Source organism: Bradyrhizobium sp., assembly GCF_049581145.1.
Taxonomy (GTDB): Bacteria; Pseudomonadota; Alphaproteobacteria; order Rhizobiales; family Xanthobacteraceae; genus Bradyrhizobium.
In genome coordinates, this window is record NZ_JBAURI010000910.1 from 1 (window position 1) to 3807 (window position 3807).

3 protein-coding genes are annotated in these 3807 nt (G+C 60.4%); all 3 read right to left on the bottom strand.

The genetic code is table 11. The annotated features are described in order from the left end of the window. Nucleotides 1–437: nitrogenase component 1 (locus tag WCB02_RS29800; protein WP_423963553.1), on the bottom strand; the 437-nt coding region annotated here is incomplete at its 3' end. Between the two features lie 175 nt (nucleotides 438–612). Then, nucleotides 613–2172: a nitrogenase molybdenum-iron protein subunit beta gene (gene nifK, locus WCB02_RS29805; protein ID WP_423963556.1), complete on the bottom strand. Its 1560-nt coding sequence runs from the start codon at nucleotides 2170–2172 to the stop codon at nucleotides 613–615. A gap of 74 nt (nucleotides 2173–2246) precedes the next feature. After that, on the bottom strand, nucleotides 2247–3752 hold the full coding sequence (gene nifD, locus WCB02_RS29810) for a nitrogenase molybdenum-iron protein alpha chain (protein WP_423963559.1): 1506 nt from the start codon (nucleotides 3750–3752) through the stop codon (nucleotides 2247–2249). Nucleotides 3753–3807: the final 55 nt, after the last annotated feature.

Below are 3807 nucleotides of genomic sequence, written 5' to 3' on the forward strand. Positions count from 1 at the left end.
GCCTTGCAGACCGCGTTGATGTCGTCGCCGATCCTCGCGGGAACACAGGTCTGATAGACGAACACCGCCGGCGGATCGTATTTCTCGACGATCTCCTTGATCGCCTTGTAGAGCCGCTTCTCGCCGCCGAACACGATGTCGGTTTCGTTGATGTCGGTGGTGAAGCCGGTGCGCCAGATGTTGGAGCCGGACGAGACCGCGCCGCGATTGTCCCAGGAGTTGCCCTCGCAGGCGATCGGCCCATGGACCAGATGGGCCACATCGGTGAACGGCTGCAGCGCGATCTTGGCGCCGTCGAATGCGCAGCCGCCGGCGGCGCCGCCGGGCTGCAACTGCTTAGTGCAGCCCTTCTTTCGCTCGGCCTCGGATTTGTTCGCGTTCTTGCCGCAGCCTGGCTCGTTGAAGACTTCCTGGATCGTAGCCGACAGCGAACTCATTTGTCTCTCCTCTGCACAGACGCATTCAGCAAGCGCAAGACTTGAAGCTCAGGACTCGAAGAAAACACGTACCAAAGGACTCAACGACTCAAGGGCAACGACCAGTAGGCTATTCGGATCCCGCCCCCATCGCCGGCCCCGTTCGCTTCGGCGGCCGGCGATGGTGCGACAGGGATCAGCGGATGATGTCGAAGCTGTAGTCGGTCTTCGCCGGCACGTTGGTGTTCTTGTCGATCTCGTCGAAGATCTTGTCGAGGATCGTCACGAGCACATTCATGCCGCCCTGATAGCCCCAGACCGGATAGCGGTGATGGTGGTGGCGGTCGAAAATCGGGAAGCCGATGCGGATCAACGGCGTGCCGGTGTCACGTTCCAGATACTTGCCGTAGGTATTGCCGATCAGGAAATCCACCGGCTCGGTGAACAACAGCGAGCGCATGTGCCAAAGATCCTTGCCGGGATAGGCACGGCAGTTCTGGCCGAAGGGTGAGCTTGCGAACAGCGCCTGCATCTTCTCCTCCCATGTCTTCGTGCTGTTGGTGGCCAGCACGTGGGTCGGTTCGGCGCCGAGCTCAAGCAGGAATGCCGCAAGGCCGTAGCAGAGATCGGGATCGCCATAGATCGCGAATTTCTTGCCGTGAACATGCGCGGCGGAGTCTGCCAGCGCGTCGAGCAGGCGGCCGCGCTCGCGGGTCAGCTCTTCGGGGATCTCCTTGCCCGAAATCCGCGACAGCGCCATCACGAACTCGTCGGTGGCCGACACTCCGATCGGATGATTGAAGGCGACGACCTCCTGGCCGTGGGCCTTGATGACCGGCAGCGTCTTTTCGGTGCAGTATTGCTGCATGGAAATCGTCGCCTTGGCGTGGATCGCGTTGGCTGCATCTTCCAGCGTGGTACCGCCGTCATACATCCGGAACTCGCCGTCGGTCGGGGTATCGAAGACGTCGCTGTTGTCGGCCAGGATGGTGTATTCGATCCCCATCAGGCTGAAGATGCGCTTGATCTCGCGGGTGTTGCCGACCGTGTAGCCGTCGAAACCGCCGATGAAATTGATCTTCTCGTTCGGCTGGCGCTCGAGCTTGGGCGCCGTACCGGCCTTGCCATCCCAGAAGTGCTCGATGATGCCCTTCAGCGCGTTGTCGTATCCGGTGACATGGCTGCCGACGAAAGCGGGCGTATGGGCGAACGGGACGTCATATTCTGCGGGCACCGAACCCTTCTCCTTGGCTGTCTTGATGAAGGCGTTGAGGTCGTCGCCGATCACTTCCGCCATGCAGGTGGTGGAGACCGCGATCATCTTGGGCTTGTACATGTTGTAGGTGTTGGCGAGCCCATCGATCATGTTGTTGAGGCCGCCGAACACTGCGGCGTCTTCGGTCATCGACGACGACACGCAGGAGCTCGGCTCCTTGAAATGCCGCGACAGATGGCTGCGGTAATAGGCGACGCAGCCCTGCGAGCCGTGGACGAAGGGAATGGTGCCCTCGAAACCGACCGCGGCAAACACCGCGCCGAGCGGCTGGCAGGCCTTGGCCGGATTGACCGTCAGCGCCTCGCGGGCAAAGTTCTTTTCCCGATATTCGGGCGTCTTGGCCCATTCGCGAATGCGCTCGACCTCGGCCGGGTCGCGGGGATTCTCGAACATCTTCTTCTTGTTCGCCAGCATCTGCTGGTATTCCGGGCCGCGGAACAGCTCGAAGTGATCGAGCACGTGGTCTGCATTCTGCGTCATGGTGACACCCTTTCAAATATCGTGATTGATTTGGGTCCGGCTCTACCGCTTGACGGAAGAGCCGGATTGTCCGGTTACTCCGCCGCCATCAGGGTCGGCTTCGCGGCATCCTTCTTCCAGGGCGCCTTGGTCTTCTTCCAGATCGGCGAATTGATCGCCATGTCCATGTCGCGCGCGAAGATCGCAAACCCGTCATAGCCATGGTACGGGCCGGAGTAATCCCAGGAATGCATCTGCCGGAACGGCACACCCATCTTCTGGAACACGTACTTCTCCTTGATGCCGGAGCCGACGAGGTCCGGCTGCACCTTCTCGACGAACTTCTCGAATTCGTAGCCGGTGACGTCGTCGTAGATCAGCGTGCCGTCCTTGACATAATGCTGAGCGGTGCGCTGATAGTCGTCGTTGTGGCCGAACTCGTAGCCGGTACCGACCACTTCCATACCGAGGTCCTCATAGGCGCCGATCACGTGGCGCGGACGGAGACCGCCGACGAACAGCATCACGGTCTTGCCTTCCAGGCGCGGCCGGTACTTTGCAATCACCGCATCCATCAGCGGCTGGTACTTGGCGATGACGCGCTCGGCACCTTCCTTGATCTTGTCGTCGAAGAAACCGGCGATCTTGCGCAGAGATTCGGCGATCTTGCTGGGGCCGAAGAAATTGTATTCGCACCACGGAATACCGAACTTCTCTTCCATATGCCGCGAGATGTAGTTCATCGAGCGGTAGCAGTGCAGGACATTGAGCTTCGCCTTGGGGGTCGCTTCCAGCTCGGCCAGCGAGCCGTCGCCGGACCACTGCGCGATCACCCGCAGGCCCATTTCCTCGAGCAGGATGCGCGACGACCAGGCGTCGCCGCCGATATTGTAGTCGCCGATGATCGCAACGTCATAGGGCGTCTGTTCGAACTTCGCCGGGGCGTCCGGCTTGATCTTGTCGAACACCCAGTCCCGCACCGCGTCGTTGGCGATATGGTGGCCAAGCGACTGCGACACGCCGCGGAAGCCTTCGCAACGAACCGGCACGATGGTCTTGCCGTCATATTCCTTGGACTTCACCTTCGACACCGCCTCGATGTCGTCGCCGATCAGACCGATCGGGCATTCCGACTGCACCGTGATGCCGTTGTTAAGCGGGAACAGTTCCTGGATTTCATCCATGATCTTGGCGAGCTTCTTGTCGCCGCCGAACACGATGTCCTTTTCCTGAAAGTCGGAGGTGAACTGCATCGTCACAAAGGTGTCGATGCCGGTGGTGCCGATATAGTAGTTGCGGCGCGCCGCCCAGGAATACTGACCGCAGCCGACCGGGCCGTGGCTGATGTGGATCATGTCCTTGATCGGTCCCCAGACCACGCCCTTCGAGCCGGCATAGGCGCAGCCGCGGATGGTCATCACGCCGGGAATGGACTTCAGGTTGGACTTGACGCCGCAATCCGACTTGCCGGCCTCATGCACGTTCAAGTGCTTGGCGCGCCTCTTGGCGGTCTTCTCGGGATAGACCTTCAGGACATCCTCGATCAGCTGCTTATTTCTGGCCTTGATTTCAGCGACACTTTGCGTCGTGGCGACACTCATGAGATTATCCTCGATTATCCCTGTTGGGTTTGGCAGACCGGCCCTTCACATGAAG

What these genes read in the sequence shown, in the direction of transcription:
- nifK (WP_423963556.1), bottom strand. Translation starts at nt 2,172, where the DNA reads ATGACGCAGAATGCAGACCACGTGCTCGATCACTTCGAGCTGTTCCGC.
- nifD (WP_423963559.1), bottom strand. Translation starts at nt 3,752, where the DNA reads ATGAGTGTCGCCACGACGCAAAGTGTCGCTGAAATCAAGGCCAGAAAT.